This window comes from Kitasatospora sp. NPDC101447, from assembly GCF_044767225.1.
Lineage (GTDB): Bacteria > Actinomycetota > Actinomycetes > Streptomycetales > Streptomycetaceae > Kitasatospora.
The window spans coordinates 30,154-45,837 of record NZ_JBIWNL010000038.1 but is presented as its reverse complement, the minus strand read 5'-3'; the positions used below and the strand labels follow the sequence as shown (position 1 = coordinate 45,837).

Below are 15,684 nucleotides of genomic sequence, written 5' to 3'. Positions count from 1 at the left end.
AGCAACGATCCGAAGCCGACGGTCCGACAGTGGCGGACTACGCGGTCTTGTACGCCCGGTGGAGCGCGACGATCCCGCCGGTCAGGTTCCGCCAGGCGACCTTCGACCAGCCGCCCTCCTGCAGCTTGGCGGCCAGCCCGGCCTGGTCCGGCCAGACCCGGATGGACTCGGCGAGGTAGACGTACGCCTCCGGGTTGCTGCTGACGGCCGTGGCGACCGGCGGCAGCGCGCGCATCAGGTACTCGGTGTAGACCGTCCGGAACGGCGTCCAGGTCGGCGTGGAGAACTCGCAGATCACCAGCTTGCCGCCGGGCTTGGTGACCCGCAGCATCTCGCGCAGCGCCGCGTCGGTGTCCTGGACGTTGCGCAGCGCGAAGGAGATCGTCACCGAGTCGAAGGTGTCGTCCGCGAACGGCAGCCGGGTGGCGTCCCCGGCGGTGAGCGCCAGCTCGGGGTGGCGAGCCTTGCCCTCGGTGAGCATGCCGACCGAGAAGTCGCACGGGACGACCTGGGCCCCGGCTTCGACGAAGGGCAGCGAGGAGGTGCCGGTACCGGCACCGAGGTCGAGCACGAGGTCCCCCGGTCCGGCGGCCACCGCCTCGGCCACCGCCCGCCGCCAGGCGCGGGCCTGGCCGAGGGAGAGCACGTCGTTGGTGCGGTCGTACTTGGCCGCGACGTCGTCGAACATGGCGGCGACTTCGTGCGGCTGCTTGTCCAGAGAGGCTCGGGTCACGCCCCCATTGTTCACCCTCGCACGGACACCCCGACCAACGGGGCGCACCGACGGGCCGTACCGACGGGTCACCCCGCCCGGCGCGGCGCCCTCAGTGCTGCCCGCGCCGCCCGCCCGCGCGCCGCTTCCGCCGGGAGCGCTTGCCGTGCGTGATCGCGGGCATCCCGTCCGCCAGTGCCTCCGTCGCCAGGGCGAGGTTGGCGGCCAGCCGCCCCTGCCCGGCGCGGATCGCGACGGCCTTCCGGTGCCGCCAGATGCGCAGCACGCAGACCGCGAAGAGCACCACGGCGACCGGCACGCTGAACCGGGCGAGGCCCACCCCGACCGGCTGCGGGTAGGTGTCGCCGCAGATCCGCACCGCGCCCGCGTCGTCGGCCGCGTGCTCCAGGCAGATCGAGTCACCGACCTTGGCGCCGTCGGCGAGCGGCAGCGCGGCCGCGGTGTGCGACTGCCCGCCCACCCGGTAGCTGACGGCGCTGTAGGTGCCGCCGCCGGTGGGGAGCTGGGTGACGACGCCCTCGACTCTCACCGGGTGCGCCTCGATCCGGTCGGCCTGGTCGGCCTGACGCCAACCGAGCAGGCACATGCCGACGGCCAGCACGGCGCTGAGCACGGCGGCGAGGTACCAACCACGGCCCAACCGCGGGGCGCGCGGCGGGGGAACGATCGCGGTTCGCATGGTTCCTGTCCTGGCTTGCCTTCGGGACCGGGGACGCGGCCCCGCCACCCGCGGGCACGGGCGGTGGTGTGGTGAGGGTACGGAGTGAGCTGTCCGGGATCGTATCCGCTGGCGGGCCCTCAGGTCACGGCGAAGGGACAATCACCCCCGGCCACCGGCACCGGAGTTCGAGTGCACACGAAGGAAGTCCCGTGCACGGCAAGGGAATCGGTCTACTGACGAGTACGTCACACCGGCGCTGCCGATCCCGGCCCGTCCGACGCCGTTCGTCCGCCGCTCCCCGGCCGGTCCGCACCGGCCCGCACCGGCCCGCAGCGGCCCCGCTCAGCGCCGGCGGTACACCAACCGCCCGCCCAGCACCGTGGCCAGGCACCCGCCCGCCGCCGGCTCGGCGAGCCCGTCCCCCGCGGCCGCGGCCGCGAACACCGCGAAGTCGGCCCGGTCGCCGACCGCCACCCGCCCGTGCACGGCCTGCGCGAAGGGCAGCACGGCGAGCGGGTCCAACGGCCCCGCACCCTCGTCCCCCGAAGCCCCCCAAGCCCCTGGAGCCCCCGAAGCCCCCGCCGAGACCGGCGAGCCCGAAACCCCCGCCGAGCCCGAAGCCCCCGAAGCCCCCGCCAGCCCCACCAGCCCCGACCGCGCCACCGCCGTCCGCACCGACGCCCGTTCGAACGGCCCGGCCACCGCCGTCACCCCGAACCCGAGCATCCGCTGCAGCCCGCGCCGCGCACTCGCCCCGCACCGCGTCTCGTCCGTTGATCCGGCGAGCCCGTCCGCCACCGGCTCGACGCCGATCTCCTCCCGCGGATCCGGGTGGTACGCCCGCTCCAGCAGCCAGTGCCCGTAGGGGTTGCGCAGCCCGGGCGCGAGCACCGCCGAGCCCCAGTCCCGCACCCGCGCGCCCGGGTGCGCCGCCGCCAGCTCCGGGTACGGCCCGACCGCCTCGACGCGCTCGCCACGCACCACCACCGCCCCGTCCGGGAAGGACGGGGCGGTCGGATCGGCCGGGTCGGGCAGCACGAGGGCCGCCCGGTGCAGGGTCAGCACGGTTGCGGGGAGGGCCTCAGTTGTCCAGGATCTTCAGCTCGGGGTGCGCGGTGCCGCCCTCGATCGCCGTGGAGGCGATGTGCGAGGCGACCCGCGGGTCGACCGGGTCGTCGGCCGGGTCCTCCAGCACCCGCAGGTGCTCGTACGTGGTGGAGCGCTGCGCCGGGACGCGGTCGGCGGCCCGGATCAGGTGGATCAGCTCGGTGAGGTTGGAGCGGTGCTTGGCGCCGGCCGCCGAGACGACGTTCTCCTCCAGCATGACCGAGCCGAGGTCGTCCGCGCCGTAGTGCAGCGACAGCTGGCCCGCCTCCTTGCCGGTGGTCAGCCAGGAGCCCTGGATGTGGGCGACGTTGTCGAGGAACAGGCGGGCGATGGCGATCATCCGCAGGTACTCGAAGACGGTCGCCTGGGTCGACCCCTTCAGGTGGTTGTTCTGCGGCTGGTAGGTGTACGGGATGAAGGCCCGGAAGCCGCCGGTGCGGTCCTGCACGTCGCGGATCATCCGCAGGTGCTCGATCCGCTCGGCGTTGGTCTCGCCGGTGCCCATCAGCATGGTGGAGGTGGACTCGACGCCGAGGCCGTGCGCGACCTCCATGATCTCCAGCCAGCGCTCGCCGGACTCCTTCAGCGGGGCGATCGCCTTGCGCGGACGCTCCGGCAGCAGCTCGGCGCCGGCGCCGGCGAAGGAGTCCAGGCCCGCCTTGTTGATCCGGGCGATCGCCTCCTCGATGGAGACGCCCGAGATCCGGGACATGTGCTCGACCTCGGAGGCGCCCAGCGAGTGGATCACCAGCTGCGGGAAGTCGGCCTTGATCGCCGAGAACGCGCGCTCGTAGTACTCCACGCCGTAGTCCGGGTGGTGGCCGCCCTGGAACATGATCTGGGTGCCGCCCAGCTCGACGGTCTCGGCGCAGCGGCGCAGGATCTCGTCGAGCTCGCGGGACCAGCCCTTGTCGCTCTTCGGCGGCACGTAGAACGCGCAGAACTTGCACGCCGTCACGCAGACGTTGGTGTAGTTGATGTTCCGCTCGATGATGTACGTCGCGATGTGCTCGGTACCGGCGTAGCGGCGGCGGCGCACCGCGTCGGCGGCGGAGCCGAGCGCGTGCAGCGGCGCGGAGCGGTAGAGCTCCAGCGCCTCCTCCGGAGTGATCCGGCCGCCGGCGGCGGCCCGGTCGAGCACGGCCTGCAGGTCGGTGCTGGACGCATCGAGGGTGGTCGCTGCGAGCTCGGTCACCTGGCGGCCTTCTCTCTCTCAAGTGCTACTCGGGTACGGCCGAACCAGCCTACGCCAGGCCTTTCGGGCACTTTCAGCCCGCCGCCCCGTTCACCCGGTGCATCGTCCCGGTCGGGTTCCCACCCGGCGGATCCGCGGAGGTGAACCGGATCGTCCCGTCGGCCTGCAGGGTGAGCGTTTCGGCGTTGGCGCCGCCGGTGCAGGCGCCGGGCAGCGAGGAGCGGACCAGCCGGGACCGGAACACCAGCCGGGTGTCGGAGACGGAGGTGAGCGTCCAGCTGCCCTCGCAGCTGATCGGGATCAGTCCGGTGACGGCGTTGCGGCTGGTGGTGGTCTCCTGACCGATCGCCGCCGGACGGACGGTCAGCGTGGTGGTGCCGCCTGGCAGGCTCTTGTCGGTGACCATGTCCCCGCTCCAGGTGCCCAGGAACGCGGCCGGCACCGCGTTGGGGCCGCCCGTCGAGGGCGCCGCGCCGGTCGGGGAGGCCGCGGGCGTCGCGGGGTTCGAGGCCGTGGCGGAGGCGGACGGGGCCGCTGACGGGAGCGCTGACGGGGAGTCCGTCCCGCCCGGGCCGGTGGACGGGACCGGCAGCGGTCCTGCGGCCGGGGCCACCGGATCGTCGTCCCGGTGCGACCACTCGTACAGGCCGAACCCGGAGCCCCCGAGCGCCGCGGCCACCAGCACCGCCACCGTCGCGAGCCCGGCCGGCCGCCGCCACCACGACGCACCGGCCGTGCCCGGCGCCTCACGCTCCCCCGATCCCGACCCCGACGCCGCCCCCGCCCCCGCCCCCGACGCCGAGCCCACCGGCGAGCCCGGCGGCGGCCCCACCCCCGACCCCGCCCCCGGCGCCCGGTGGCCCCCGGGCACATAGGTCGGCGTCGCCACCGCCTCGGCCCCGCCCGCCGCCCCGGACTCGTCCTCCAGGTCCAGCAGCTCCACCGCGCTGCGGCCCACCCCCGCCGCCAGCTCCGGCGGCAGGAAGCCCCACAGCCGGGCGGCGCCCTGGCGGTCCGGGTCCAGCCGGGCGGCGAGGTGCTGCGGGGTGGGCCGGGCGGCCGGGTCCTTGGCCAGGCAGTCGAGGACGACCGCCCGCAGCCGCTCGGGCAGTCCGGCGACGTCGGGCTCCTCGTGCAGCACCCGGTAGAGCAGGACGGCCGCGCTGACCCCCTCCCCGAAGGGGTGCACTCCGGTGGCGGCGTAGGCCAGTACGGCGCCGAGCGCGAAGACGTCCCCGGCCGGCCCGACGGGCTGCCCGGCCGCCTGTTCGGGTGACATGAAGCCCGGCGAACCGACCACATGACCCGAACGGGTGAAGCCGCTGGTCGCGTCCAGTGCCCTGGCGATGCCGAAGTCGATCAGCCGCGGCCCGTCCAGGGTCAGCAGCACGTTGGACGGTTTGACGTCGCGGTGCACCAGGTCGAGCCCGTGCACGTGGGCGAGCGCCCCGGCGAGCCCGACGCCGAGGGCGCGGACGGCCGGTTCGGGCAGCGGCCCGTACTGCTGGACGGCGGCGGTGAGCGAGGGCCCGGCCACGTAGCCGGTGGCGACCCAGGGCCGCTCGCCCTCGGTGTCGGCGTCCAGGACCGGCGCGGTCCAGGTGCCGCCGACCCGCCGGGCGGCGGCCACCTCGTGCCGGAACCGGGCGCGGAACTCGGCGTCGTCCGCCAGCTCCGGGCGCACCACCTTCACGGCGACGGTGCGTCCGCCGGCCGTCCGGCCGAGGTAGACCCGGCCCATCCCGCCCGAGCCGAGCCGCCGCAGCAGCCGGTAGGCGCCCACCTGACGCGGGTCGTCCGACCCCAGTGCCCGCATGGCCCCGCACGCTCCCCTCGCACCGGCTCGCGCGGCACCGGGCGGGTTTGCCCGGCCGCGAAAGCCGCTTCCGGAGCGCCTCCCGCGGGCCACCCGCCGGACGCGCCTCGGGGCAGACCGTACCGGGCCGGGCCGTGCCGGATCAGCCCCGACGACGCGATCGGTGCGAAGGGTTCACGGACCGACCGGCAGCGCGGCCGGCTCCAGCAACCGCACCGCCACGTCCGGCGCGAAGCCGCTGTCGTGCGCGACCCGCCGGGCGAACTCGGCGACCCCGGCCAGCTGCCGCTCGCCGAGCGAGAAGTCGAGCGCCTCGCTGAAGTAGCGCTCCAGCACGTCCGCCCCGAAGGCCTCCCAGCGGGCGGCCTGCTCGGCGACCTTGGCGGCCTCCACCAGCGAGAGGTCGCGGGACTCCAGGAAGGCGCGGTGCACGGCCGCGGTCAGCTCCGGGCAGCGCTCGGCGAACTCGCGGCGCACGGCCCAGACCGCGAAGACGAACGGCAGGCCGGTCCACTCCTTCCACATCTCGCCGAGGTCGTGGACGGTCAGCCCGAGGTCGGCGGCCTGCCCGAGGTAGGCGCGCAGCGCCGGGTCGCCGATCAGGACGGCGGCGTCGGCCTCGGCGAGCATCGCGCTGAGGTCCGGCGGGCAGCTGAAGTAGTCGGGGCGCACGCCCTCGCGCTCCTCCAGGAGCAGCCGGGCGAGCCGGACCGAGGTGCGGCTGGTGGAGCCGAGGGCGACGCGGCGGCCGTCGAGGTCGGCGAGCGGCACCTTGCTCACGATCAGGCAGGACATCACCGGGCCGTCGCTGCCGACCGCGATGTCGGGCAGGACGAGCAGGTCGTCGGCGTTGCGCAGGTACTCCACGCAGGTGATCGGACCGATGTCCAGGGCACCCTCGACGAGCCGGTCGCTCAGCTTCTCCGGGGTGTCCTTGGTGAGGTCCAGATCGAGCAGATTGCCCGTCCTGGCGAGCCCCCAGTAGAGGGGAACGCAGTTCAGGAACTGAATATGGCCGACCCTGGGCCTGAGCGGGGGGTTCTCTCCGACCGGGGTGTTCTGGGGCTCCCGCGTTTGCGCGTCCGGTGTTTGTGCGTCCGGTGCTGCCACTGCGCCGCTCCCTTGCTGTTCGTGCGCCTCCCCGCAGCGTATGCCCGCCGTTCACAGCGGCTCGCACCGGCCACCCGACACGCCCTCACACGCCCCCAACGCCCCTTTCTGCGCCCGCTCCCGGCCTTACGACACGCGCCTTCCGCGCCGCAAGCGACCTCTGGTCGTCACAGCGGCCGCATGCTAGCGTTGCCCTCAGTTGCAGTTTGATTCCCCTTGCAGTACTTGAAGCCTGCGGAGCATGTAACCGCGGGCTTTTTGTAGTTTTTCAGCAATATCGAAAAACTTCGGACTCGTCCGGAGGCAGGGCGATCAGCGCAGCGGACCGGGGGCCACACGGTGTGGTCCCCGACACGCCTCGCAAGGAGAACGGCATGGCCACGGGAACCGTCAAGTGGTTCAACGCTGAGAAGGGCTTCGGCTTCATCGCCCAGGAGGGCGGCGGCCCGGACGTCTTCGTTCACTACTCCGCCATCAACGCGAACGGCTTCCGTTCGCTGGAGGAGAACCAGGCGGTCACCTTCGACGTCACCCAGGGCCCGAAGGGTCCGCAGGCGGAGAACGTCACCGCCGTCTGACCATCCTCTGATGATCTGATCGCTCGGGACCCCGACGGGTCCACCGGCGGCTCCCGACAGCCGTCACCATGAGCACAAGAGCAGTACCCAAGGGGGCCCGCCCGTCGGCGGGCCCCCTGCCTTTTCGAGCGGGGCTCGAAGAGGCGCGGAGAACGCGGAAGGGCCCTCCCCCGGTGATGGGGGAGGGCCCTTCCGCGTAGGTCGACGCGGGTCGAGGTCGACGCGGGTCGAGGTCGACGCGGGTCGGGGTCGCCGGGGATCAGGCGGCGGCAGGGCTCGCGACGGCACCCGCGGGGGCGCCCGCCGGGGCGTCCTCGCCGTACAGGTCGCCCGAGGGGTTGTTGTACGCGGCCACGTCGAGGATCTTCTCCCGTGCGGCCACCACGACCGGCACCAGGACCTGACCGGCGACGTTGGTCGCGGTGCGCATCATGTCCAGGATCGGGTCGATGGCGAGCAGCAGGCCGACGCCCTCCAGCGGCAGGCCCAGGGTGGACAGGGTGAGCGTCAGCATGACGATCGCACCGGTGAGGCCCGCGGTGGCGGCCGAGCCGACCACCGAGACGAAGGCGATCAGGATGTAGTCCTTGATGCCGAGGTCGATGTTGTAGACCTGGGCGACGAAGATCGCGGCGATCGCCGGGTAGATCGCGGCGCAGCCGTCCATCTTGGTGGTGGCGCCGAACGGCACCGAGAAGGAGGCGTACTCGCTCGGGACGCCGAGGCGCTCGGTGACGCGGCGGGTGACCGGCAGGGTGCCGACCGAGGATCGCGAGACGAAGGCCAGCTGGATCGCGGGCCAGGCGCCCTTGAAGAAGTGCAGCGGGTTGAGGCCGGCGGCGAAGCGCAGCAGCAGCGAGTAGACGACGAACAGGACCAGCGCGCAGCCGACGTAGATGTCGAGGGTCAGCGTGGCGAAGGGCTTGAGCAGGTCCCAGCCGTACTTGGCGACGGACTTGCCGATCAGGCCGAGGGTGCCGAGCGGGGAGAGCCGGATGACCCACCACAGCGCGGTCTGGGTCAGCTCCAGCACGGACTCGCTGAGCTTGAGGACCGGCTCGGCCTTGGCGCCGAGCTTGATGACCGCCGCGCCGACCACGACCGCCATGAAGACGATCTGCAGCACGTTCACCTTGGCGAAGGCGTCGACGATGTTGGTCGGGAAGATCCCGGTCAGGAAGTCGATCCAGGTGCCCTTGGAGTCGAGCGCCTTGAGGCCCTCGGTCTTCAGGTTGGTGCCCCGGCCGGGGTTGGTCAGCAGGCCCAGGCCCAGGCCGATGCCGACCGCGATCAGCGAGGTGACCATGAACCAGAGCAGCGTGCGGGTGGCGAGTCGGGCCGCGTTGGTGACGTTGCGCAGGTTGGCGACGCTCACCACGATCGCGGTGAACACCAGCGGCGGCACGGCCAGCTTGAGCAGCTGGACGAAGATCTTGCCGATCGTCTCCAGGGTGGTGGCCAGCCAGGAGATGTCGGCGGCGCGGGCCAGGTAGCCGAGACCGACGCCGAGCACCAGGCCGGCGACGATCTGCACCCAGAACGGTGTCTTGCGGATACGGGCGAGCACGGACGGCGACGAGGTCGCCTCGGGCGCTGTGGACATGGGGGTGCGACTCCGGGGGAGGGCGTGGCTGAACGGTGAGGTGTGGGGCGGAGCGGGCGGCACGGCGCGGGGCCGGACGGAAGGGGTCGGGGCCCCCGGTCAGGGGCGTGCCGCCGACGTACAGCTCAGGGCAGTACAGCGCATGGCGCGACAACGGCGCGGGCTGTCCACAGCACCGGTCAGAGCGCACGGGCGGGCGGCGCCGGGCAGGAGGCCCGGTCCGTGCGTCCGCAGTGCGTCTGAGGCTGACATGGCCGATACGTTAGCAGTAAAGGTTTGAGATGTTCAAAGTACTTGTTTGAGATCGTCCGAAACCCCTCCCTGCCTTGCTGCCGAGGTCCGGACACGAACGACGCTGACGCCCCATCAGTCCGGACCGACGGTCCGATTGACCGGCGAGCAGTTATACGTATAACCTTGACGGCGTCCCCGCCCCCGCCTGCCCAGACCGGAGAAGACGCCGATGGGCTACCTCGCCCTGCTCCGCGCCCCGCACGTGACCCGCCTGCTCCTCGGCACCCTGCTCGGCCGCCTGCCCGCCGGCATGACCGCCCTGGTGATCGCCCTCGCCCTGCGCGAGGCCGGCGCGCCGTACGGGCGGATCGGGCTGGCCACCGCCGCGTACGCGATCTCGGCGGCCGTCGGCGGGCCGGTCCTCGGCCGGATCGTGGACCGCACCGGGCAGCCGCGCATCCTGCTCGCCTCGGCCGTGGTGGCCGGCGGCGGATACGCCCTGCTCGCCCTCGCTCCCGGCTCCGCGCTCGCCGCGCCGGTCGGCGCCGCGGTCGCCGGCCTCGCCATGCCCCCGCTGGAGCCCTGCCTGCGCTCGCTCTGGCCGGACGTCGTCGAGGCCGAGCAGCTCGACACCGCCTACGCCTTCGACTCCGCCTCCCAGCAGATCCTCTACGTCGCCGGGCCGCTGGCCGTCGCCGGGATCGCCGGCCTGTTCAGCCCGGTCGTCGCGCTCTGGGTGGCCGCCGGACTGGGCCTGGCCGGCGCGCTGATCGTGGCCACCACCGCACCGGCCAGGGCCTGGCGCGCCCCGGTCCGCGAGCACTCCGCCGGACTGCTCGGACCGCTGCGCTCCCCCGGCCTGGTGCTGCTGCTGGTCGGGCTGGCCGGGGCCGGCTGGGCCGTCGGCGCGCAGAACGTGCTGTTCATCGCCTACGCCGAACGCCACACCGGCGCGCTGCCGGGCGGCGCGGGCACCCTGCTGGCGCTGGCGGCGCTCGGCGGACTGCTCGGCGCGCTCGCCTACGGCGCGGTCAAGTGGCGGCACACCACCGCCACCCGCACCTGGGTGATGGCGCTCGCGATGGCCGCCAGCTACCTGCCGCTGATCGCCCTGCCCGGGCCGTACCCGATGGCCGCACTGGCCTTCCTCTCCGGGATCATGCTGGCGCCCCTGCTCGCGGCGGCGTTCGTGCTGGTCGCCGAGCTGGCGCCGACCGGCACCGTCACCGAGGCCTTCGCCTGGCTGGTCACGCTGTTCGCCACCGGCAACTCGCTCGGCTACGCCGTCTCCGGCAGCCTCGCCGAGAGCTCGCTGCAGTCGGTCGCGCTGTGCGCGGCGGGCGGGATCGCCCTCGGCGGGCTGCTGCTGTTCGGCTCCCGGCGCTGGTTCCACCCGGCGCCGGTCGTGCCGGGCGCGGCCCGGCCCGTCCCGGTGGGCTGAGCCCACCCCACGAACGACTGCGCCCACCGGTGGTCTGGCCGGTGGGCGCAGTCCTCTCCCCGTCCGGTCCGACCGGGCGAACCTCCGGGACCGGGGCGCTACGCCGAGGCCGTGGAGGCCCGCAGCACCAGCGAGGTGGCCAGCGGCGCGACCGGCTCCACCCGCTCCCCGCGCAACAGGCCCGCCAGTGCGGCGGCGCCCGCCCGGCCCAGCTCCTCGCCGGGCAGGTCGACGGTGGTCAGCGGCGGGGCGAGCAGCGCGGCCACCGGGACGTTGTCCATACCGACCACGGACACGTCCTCCGGCACCCGCAGCCCCAGCTCGGCGGCGGCCTGGTAGACCCCGGAGGCGACCACGTCGTCGTCGCAGATCACCGCGCGCGGCCGGTCCGACCGCGCCAGCAGCCGGTCCGCCACGGTCCGCGCGGCCCGGTGCCCCTCGTTCAGGCTCACGCCCAACTCCACGACGTCCAGGCCGAGTTCCCGCACCGCCCGCTCGAAGGCGGCCTGTCGCACCCGGAAGGTGTACGCGGAGTGGGTGGAGCGCAGCCGGCCGATCCGGCGGTGGCCGAGCGCGGCCAGGTGCTCGACGGCGGCGCGCATCCCGCCGGCCACGTCGAGCTCGACGGTCGGGCGGGTGCGGTCGGTGCCCGGGTCGGCGTCCAGGAAGACGGCGGGGGTGTCGGCGGGCAGCTCACCGAGCTGGCTGTCGTCCGGGGAGCAGATCAGCAGGCCGTCGAAGCGCCCGGCGGTGGCGGCCTCGGCGAGGGTGGCGCTGCCCCAGCCGGAACTCACCACGACGGCCAGGCCGTTGCGGCCGGCCTCCTGGTGGACGCCGTCCAGCACCCGGCCGAAGAACGGGCCCTGGAGGTTCGGCACCGCGAGCAGGATCATCCCGCTGCGGCCCAGCCGCAGCTGCCGGCCGGCCGCCTGCGGACGGTAGCCGAGGCTGCGGGCGGCCTCCCGGACCCGTTGCCGGGTGGCCTCGGAAACCCGCCGCCCGGCCTCGGCACCGGAGAAGACCAGCGACACGGTGGCCTGGGAGACCCCGGCGAGCCGGGCCACGTCCCGCCCGGTGGGCCGGCGCACGGGGGCCGGCCAGGTCCCGAGCTCGCTCTCGGCGGACGACGAGTCGGGCGACGAACCGGACGACAAGTCGGACGACGACTTGGGCGACGAGCCGGACGGCTGCGCGGACGGCTCGGACTGCAGCTCGACCGGCTGCTCGGACGGCACGGGATCCGGGGTGGCGGGCACGGCGGCTGCGGCGGCGGCTCGGCGGTCGGGGGTGGGGCCGGGGTCAGTTCTGCCCGGCGGTCGCCGCGCGGGCGGCGTCGTCGGCGGCGTCCTCCTCGGCGTTCTGCGCGGCGATCCGGTCGGCGGTACGGCTGCGGATCCCGGTGACCTTGCCGCTGATCTGGGCGGACATCTCGTCACGCTGCTTGCTCAGCAGGGCGTAGCTGAGCGGCGCGGAGGCGATCGCGGCCAGCAGGAAGAGGAAGATCACGCCCGCCTCGCCGCTGACCGGAATGACCTGGAAGTGCCCGAGCAGCAGGGCCACCAGCAGGCACCCGAGGAAGATGCTGACCCGCATGGAGGTGTAGCGGAGCGTGGCGTGCGACTTTCCCGGGCCGTTGCTGCTCACTGGAACACATCCTTCTCGTTGCGCGGGGCGGGCCGGCGGGGCGGCCGGCGGGGTCGGGGCGGGTCCTCCAGTCAAGCATGCCTGACGCCCGGCGCGGCCGGGGCCCCTCCTGCCCGGTGCCGGACGGGGAGGGCGGGCCGCCCGCCGCGGCCGGCCGCCGCCGCCCGGGGACCGGGATCAGCGCAGATCGAGCCACATCGTGATGTCGTCGCGGTCGTCCCCGGGGGCGACCCGGATCGCGGCCGGCACCCGACCGACCTCGCGGTAGCCGCTGCGGGCGTAGAACTGCTCCAGTCCCAGGCCGCCGCGCGCGGTGAGCCGCAGCGACTGCAGGCCCCACTCCCTGGCGACCCGCTCGGCCTCGGCGAGCAACTCGGCGCCGTGGCCCCGGCCCTGGCAGTCGGGGTGCACCATGACCCGCTTGAGCATCCGCCAGTGCTCCATCGGGCCGAAGCGCATCGACGCGAAGAACAGCACGCCCACCAGCCGGCCGGTGTCGGCGTCGTGCGCGGCCAGCAGCCGGTCCGGACCGTCCGGGCCGACCCCGTCGAACTGGTGGTCGGCGGTGTCCCACACCTCCTCCTCGGTGACCGGCGCCACGAAGCCGACCGCGCCGCCGGCGTTGGTCACGTCGGTCCAGAGGCGGACGATCTCCGTCCGCAGGTCGGGGTCGAGCTTGGGATCCAGCGTGAAGGTGAGCGCCATGGAGCGGAGCCTAGACCTCCGCGGTGACGGCCTTCCCGCCGACACCGGCAGCCCCGCCGGCCCCGGCAGCACCGGCAGCACCGCCGGCACCGGTCGTGCCCGGCCGGTCGGTCCGCCCGGTCCGCAGCGCCAGGCAGAGCCCGACCGCGACCGCGCACAGCCCGCCGGCGCCGTACCAGGTCAGGTCGTAGTTGCCGAGCGCGTCGCGGGCCAGGCCCGCCAGCCCGGCGACGACGGCCGCACCGATCTGGTGGGCGGCCAGGACCCAGCCGAAGACGATCGGGGCGTCCTCGCCGAAGTGCCGGCGGCACAGCGCGACGGTCGGCGGCACGGTGGCGACCCAGTCCAGGCCGTAGAAGACCACGAAGGCCAGGATCGGCGGGTGCAGCGAGCCGGCCAGCAGCTGCGGCAGCAGGAGCAGGGAGAGGCCGCGCAGCCCGTAGTAGACCGTCAGCAGCACCCGGGAGTCGAGCCGGTCGGTGAGCCAGCCGCTGAAGACGGTGCCGACCACGTCGAAGACGCCGATCAGGGCGAGCAGGCTCGCCGCGGTGGTGACCGGCATGCCGTGGTCGTGCGCGGCCGGGATGAAGTGGGTGCCGACCAGGCCGGCGGTGGTGGCGCCGCAGATCGCGAAGGAGCCGGCCAGCAGCCAGAAGGCCCGGGTGCGGGCGGCGGAGCGCAGCACCCGCAGCGAGCGGGCCAGCGCGCGGGTGTCACCGACGGGCGGGGCCGGCGGCTCCTCGGTGGCGCCGTAAGGGAGCAGGCCGACGTCGGCGGGCCGCTCGCGCATCAGCAGCAGGACCGGGACGGCGACGGCACTGGCGGCGAGCGAGACCACGACCACGGCCGAGCGCCAGCCGTGCTGTTCGACCAGCCAGGCGCCGACCGGCAGGAAGACCAGGTTCCCGGCCGCGCCGGCGGCGGTCAGCACGCCGGTGACCAGGCCCTGGCGCGCCCGGAACCAGCGACCGGTGATGGTGGTGGCGAAGGCGCCGGCCATCGAGCCGCTGCCGAGGCCGACCAGCACGCCCCAGCAGAGCACCAGTTGCCAGGGCTCGCGCATCAGCATGGTGAGCCCGGAGCCGACCGAGATGGTCAGCAGCGCGCAGACCACCACGAGGCGCACCCCGAACCGGTCCATCAGGGCGGCGGCGAACGGGGCGGTGAGGCCGTAGAGGGTCAGGTTGACGGAGGTGGCGCTGGAGATGGTCCCGAGCGACCAGCCGAACTCGTTGTGCAGGGCGTCCATCATCAGGCTCGGGGTGGAGCGGAAGCCGGCCGAGCCGAGCAGGACGAGCAGGGAGACGCCGGCCACCACCCAGGCGTAGTGCACCCGGGGGCGCCCGGCCTGCGCGGCCCGTTCGGGGCCGGCCGGCCGTGCGGCAGCCGGATCGGGAACGGTCGGGCCGGAATCGGCCGGGTCGGACATGGTCGGACCGGAGTCGGCCGGGCCGGGAACGCTCGGACCGGAGTCGGCCGGATCGGGGAGGGGCGTGGTGGGGGCGAGGGCGCTGCGTTCGGTCACGCGACGAGTGTTCCGGGCCGCCGCGCCCCGGACGAGTGGCCTGAATGACAGCTTTCGCAAGGATCGGGCCACGACCCGGCGTACGCTGTCCCGGACCCACCGACAGCCGAGGGGACCTCATGGCGCACCTGGTCGCGGTACTCGCCCTGGAGGGCGTGATCGCCTTCGAACTCGGCATCCCGGCCCGCATCTTCGGCGGCGCCAAGGACCCGGCCGGACGGCCCTTCTACGAGGTGGCCACCTGCACCCTGGACGGGCGGCCGGTCGCCACCAGCGCCGACTTCCGGGTCGCCGTCGACCACGGTCCCGAGCTCCTGGAACGGGCCGACACGGTGGTGATCCCGGCCTCCGCCGACTCCAGCCCGGCGGTCGCCGACGCCTGCTTCACCCCCGCACTGGCCGCCGCGCTGGCCCGGATCCGGCCCGGCACCCGGCTGATGTCGATCTGCACCGGCTCGTTCATCCTGGCCGCCGCCGGCTTGCTGGACGGCCGCCCGGCCACCACCCACTGGCGCTACACCGACCGCTTCGCCCGGCTGTTCCCCGCGGTGCGGCTCGACCCGGACGTGCTCTACACCGACGACGGCGACATCCTCACCTCGGGCGGGGTCGCCGCCGGGGTGGACCTCTGCCTGCACGTGGTGCGCCGCGACCACGGCAGCGCGGTGGCCAACGCGGTGGCCCGCAACTGCCTGGTGCCGCCGTGGCGCGAGGGCGGCCAGAAGCAGTACGTGGAGGCCCCGAGCCCGGTGGACGCCGGCGACCACGGCACCACCGCGGTGCGCGCCTGGGCGCTGGAGCACCTGGACCGGCCGCTCACCCTGCGCCTCCTCGCCGACCGGGCGGGCATGAGCGTACGGACCTTCACCCGGCGGTTCCGCGAGGAGACCGGCGCCAGCCCCGGCCAGTGGATCACCACTCAGCGCACCGAACGCGCCCGCCAGCTGCTGGAACGCACCGATCTGACGATCGACCAGGTCGCCCGGGAGTCCGGTTTCGGCACCGCCGCCTCGTTGCGGCTGCAACTACGCGGCCGCCTCGACGTGGCGCCCAGCGCCTACCGACGCACCTTCCGCGCCGCCCCCCGGTAGTCCGCGGGCAGGCCCGCCGGCGGACTCGTCGACGGATCCGCCGGCGACAGCACGGGCAACGCACGGGCAACGCACGGGCAAGGTCCCGGAACCGGCCCCGGTGGTGGCCGGATTCCGCCGCTCCACGGAGACGCAGTGGATGGCGGCAGGCCGCGCGCACCCCGAGCACGGCACGGCACACCGCCATCCAACCGCGACGCGCGGGCCCTGAACCCGCGCCGCGGCCTCCGCACTCGCCGAG

At 74.3% G+C, this 15,684-nt stretch carries 14 protein-coding genes; 3 read left to right on the top strand and 11 right to left on the bottom strand.

Features of this window, described 5'->3' with window-relative positions:
- Nucleotides 1–37 precede the first annotated feature (37 nt).
- From ACIRST_RS34815 to ACIRST_RS34790, 6 genes are all read right to left on the bottom strand, one after another.
- Nucleotides 38–733 carry a demethylmenaquinone methyltransferase gene (locus tag ACIRST_RS34815; protein WP_350524927.1) on the bottom strand — a complete coding sequence of 232 codons (696 nt, stop codon included), beginning with the start codon at nt 731–733 and terminating at the stop codon, nt 38–40.
- Nucleotides 734–824: 91 nt separating this feature from the next.
- A complete protein-coding gene (locus ACIRST_RS34810; protein WP_350524926.1) occupies nt 825–1,412 on the bottom strand; it encodes a hypothetical protein in 588 nt (195 codons plus the stop codon).
- A gap of 324 nt (nt 1,413–1,736) precedes the next feature.
- On the bottom strand, nt 1,737–2,459 hold the full coding sequence (locus ACIRST_RS34805) for an imidazolonepropionase-like domain-containing protein (protein WP_402807526.1): 723 nt from the start codon (nt 2,457–2,459) through the stop codon (nt 1,737–1,739).
- Between the two features lie 16 nt (nt 2,460–2,475).
- Nucleotides 2,476–3,696: a cyclic dehypoxanthinyl futalosine synthase gene (gene mqnC, locus ACIRST_RS34800; RefSeq protein ID WP_350524924.1), complete on the bottom strand. Its 1,221-nt coding sequence runs from the start codon at nt 3,694–3,696 to the stop codon at nt 2,476–2,478.
- A 73-nt stretch (nt 3,697–3,769) separates the two neighbouring features.
- Nucleotides 3,770–5,512: a serine/threonine-protein kinase gene (locus ACIRST_RS34795; protein WP_402807524.1), complete on the bottom strand. Its 1,743-nt coding sequence runs from the start codon at nt 5,510–5,512 to the stop codon at nt 3,770–3,772.
- A gap of 174 nt (nt 5,513–5,686) precedes the next feature.
- The gene (locus ACIRST_RS34790; RefSeq protein WP_350524965.1) at nt 5,687–6,523 is read right to left on the bottom strand and encodes a menaquinone biosynthesis protein; all 837 of its coding nucleotides are present in this window, start codon (nt 6,521–6,523) and stop codon (nt 5,687–5,689) included.
- A gap of 473 nt (nt 6,524–6,996) precedes the next feature.
- Between ACIRST_RS34790 and ACIRST_RS34785 the strand changes: the two genes are divergently transcribed.
- Entirely contained in the window at nt 6,997–7,200 is a 204-nt protein-coding gene (locus ACIRST_RS34785) for a cold-shock protein (protein ID WP_045692393.1), read from the top strand.
- Nucleotides 7,201–7,459: 259 nt separating this feature from the next.
- Here ACIRST_RS34785 and ACIRST_RS34780 read toward each other — a convergent pair whose 3' ends face one another.
- Complete coding sequence (locus ACIRST_RS34780; RefSeq protein WP_350524922.1) at nt 7,460–8,803, bottom strand: dicarboxylate/amino acid:cation symporter; 1,344 nt, start codon at nt 8,801–8,803, stop codon at nt 7,460–7,462.
- Between the two features lie 463 nt (nt 8,804–9,266).
- On the opposite strand from ACIRST_RS34780, the gene ACIRST_RS34775 reads away from it, so the two are divergent.
- Complete coding sequence (locus tag ACIRST_RS34775) at nt 9,267–10,478, top strand: MFS transporter (RefSeq protein ID WP_350524921.1); 1,212 nt, start codon at nt 9,267–9,269, stop codon at nt 10,476–10,478.
- Between the two features lie 98 nt (nt 10,479–10,576).
- On the opposite strand, the gene ACIRST_RS34770 is transcribed toward ACIRST_RS34775, so the two are convergent.
- The 4 genes from ACIRST_RS34770 to ACIRST_RS34755 form a co-directional block, all read right to left on the bottom strand.
- Nucleotides 10,577–11,713 (bottom strand): LacI family DNA-binding transcriptional regulator, encoded by a 1,137-nt coding sequence (locus tag ACIRST_RS34770; RefSeq protein WP_402807520.1) that lies wholly within the window; start codon nt 11,711–11,713, stop codon nt 10,577–10,579.
- Nucleotides 11,714–11,777: 64 nt separating this feature from the next.
- Nucleotides 11,778–12,122, bottom strand: a complete 345-nt coding sequence (locus ACIRST_RS34765; RefSeq protein ID WP_402807517.1) for a DUF4229 domain-containing protein — start codon at nt 12,120–12,122, stop codon at nt 11,778–11,780.
- A 177-nt stretch (nt 12,123–12,299) separates the two neighbouring features.
- Nucleotides 12,300–12,827, bottom strand: a complete 528-nt coding sequence (locus ACIRST_RS34760; RefSeq protein WP_350524918.1) for a GNAT family N-acetyltransferase — start codon at nt 12,825–12,827, stop codon at nt 12,300–12,302.
- Between the two features lie 10 nt (nt 12,828–12,837).
- The gene (locus tag ACIRST_RS34755) at nt 12,838–14,256 is read right to left on the bottom strand and encodes an MFS transporter (RefSeq protein ID WP_402807577.1); all 1,419 of its coding nucleotides are present in this window, start codon (nt 14,254–14,256) and stop codon (nt 12,838–12,840) included.
- A gap of 215 nt (nt 14,257–14,471) precedes the next feature.
- Here ACIRST_RS34755 and ACIRST_RS34750 point away from each other — a divergent pair, with 215 nt between their 5' ends.
- A complete protein-coding gene (locus ACIRST_RS34750; RefSeq protein WP_350524917.1) occupies nt 14,472–15,443 on the top strand; it encodes a helix-turn-helix domain-containing protein in 972 nt (323 codons plus the stop codon).
- Nucleotides 15,444–15,684 lie beyond the last annotated feature (241 nt).